Annotated in this window: 2 protein-coding genes; one reads left to right on the plus strand and one right to left on the minus strand. The window is 62.2% G+C overall.

Annotation, left to right across the window (positions count from 1 at the left end):
- Positions 1–94 precede the first annotated feature (94 nt).
- Entirely contained in the window at positions 95–1,450 is a 1,356-nt protein-coding gene (locus G5V65_RS21770) for an IS1380-like element IS1247 family transposase (protein WP_078527637.1), read from the plus strand.
- Between the two features lie 13 nt (positions 1,451–1,463).
- Here the strand turns inward: G5V65_RS21770 and G5V65_RS22220 are convergent.
- Positions 1,464–1,675, minus strand: a 212-nt coding sequence (locus tag G5V65_RS22220; protein ID WP_206526934.1) for a hypothetical protein, incomplete at its 5' end; no start/stop codon positions are given.

Genomic DNA, 1,675 nt, shown 5'->3' on the forward strand with positions numbered 1-1,675 from the left:
CCCACATTTCCCAAGTAAGGCGCTGATTTCGCTGTCCTGACCATTATATTTCCTATATAAAACATGGTGTTGAAGGCTGCGAGGGGCGCGTTTCATGGATCACCCAGAGGGTGCGGGCTTGCAACGGGCAGATCGGGTGGATTTCGACCCTCGCGTGCGGCTGGAATTTCGCGGCACGCAGCTCAGTTCCGACGGCGGCCTTCTGGTGATGCGCGAGCTTGATGACGCGCTCGGGTTGTCCGATTTGGCGTCAGCGGCGCTGCGCGATACTCGCTCTGGCAAGAACACGGTCCATCGGCTCGACGGCCTGTTCCGGCAATCAGTCTTTGGGCGGCTGGCCGGATACGAGGATGTCAACGACGCCAACCGTCTCGCCTGCGATCCGGTCATGCGCCAAGTTGTCGGCGGCAGAGCGGTCGATGCACAAGCGGCCTCGGCATCGCAGATGGGACGGTTCGAGACCGAGACGCTGGCTCTGGCCGGGAACCGTGCCGCGCTGGCCGACCTGAACGGGCAATGGATCGACCGGTTCCATGACCGTAACGGGCTGAAGTACATCGTTCTGGACATGGACAGCTCGGTCAGCCCGACCCATGGCGACCAGGAAGGGTCCGCCTGGAATGGCCATTTCGACTGTAGCTGCTATCACCCCAACTTTCTGTTCAACCAGTTCGGGATGCTGGAACGCTGCGCCCTGCGCCATGGCAACGTCCACAGCGCCGATGGCTGGCGTGATGTTCTCGACCCCGTCATTGCGCGCTACGCGGAGCGCGACCTTGGTGGCAGGTTCTTCCGGGCCGATGCTGCCTACGCGATCCCGGCGATCTATGAGCGATTGGAAGAAGCGCGGTTCTTCTACGCCATCCGGCTGCCCGCAAACGCGGTCCTCAAGGACAAGATCGCGCATCGGCTAACGCGCCCTGTCGGGCGGCCGTCACTGACCAAGGTCAAGCGGTTCTTCGAGGAATTCGAGTATCAGGCGGCGTCCTGGGACAAGGAACGCCGGGTGATCGCCAAGATCGAATGGCATCCGGGCGAACTGTTCCCGCGTGTCGGCTTCATCGTCACCAACCTGCCGATGGAGCCGGACTGGGTGGTGCGGTTCTACAACCAGCGCGGCACCGCCGAGCAGCACATCAAAGAGGGCAAATACGCCTTTCGCTGGACGCGGCTGTCGTGCCGGAAGTTCCGCGACAATGAGGTGCGGCTGCAACTGCACGCCCTGGCGTACAACCTGGCCACCTTCTTGCACTGCATCGAGCTGCCCGAGGCCATGGCCGACTGGTCGTTGACCAGCCTGCAACTGAAGCTGATCAAGATCGGGGCACGTGTGGTCCGTCACGCCCGCACCATCACCTTCCAGCTGGCCGAGGTCGCTGTCACCGGCACGATGGTACGCGCCATCCTCGCCGCTATCCGCCGATTGCGAGCGCCACCGCTATGCGCATGATCGCGATCCACGCTCAAACTGAACGAAAGCGGCTGGACAGATCTGTCCGCTGCGCTGAAAAACGCCGCCCCTGGGCAAGGAAACAGCGGCTTCGCGGTCTGATCCGTCCAGATCCAGCAGTCTGCGCGACCGCAGGTGCCGCTTGCGGCAGAAAATCCTTGTCTAGCGCTCGGATACAGGCGATCTTCACCTCAAACGACACGCCACTTGGGGAATGCAGGATGA

This window comes from Paragemmobacter kunshanensis (assembly GCF_011059185.1).
Lineage (GTDB): Bacteria > Pseudomonadota > Alphaproteobacteria > Rhodobacterales > Rhodobacteraceae > Paragemmobacter > Paragemmobacter kunshanensis.

Coding starts and splice junctions, on each gene's coding strand:
- G5V65_RS21770 (WP_078527637.1), top strand. CDS start 95: ATGGATCACCCAGAGGGTGCGGGCTTGCAACGGGCAGATCGGGTGGAT.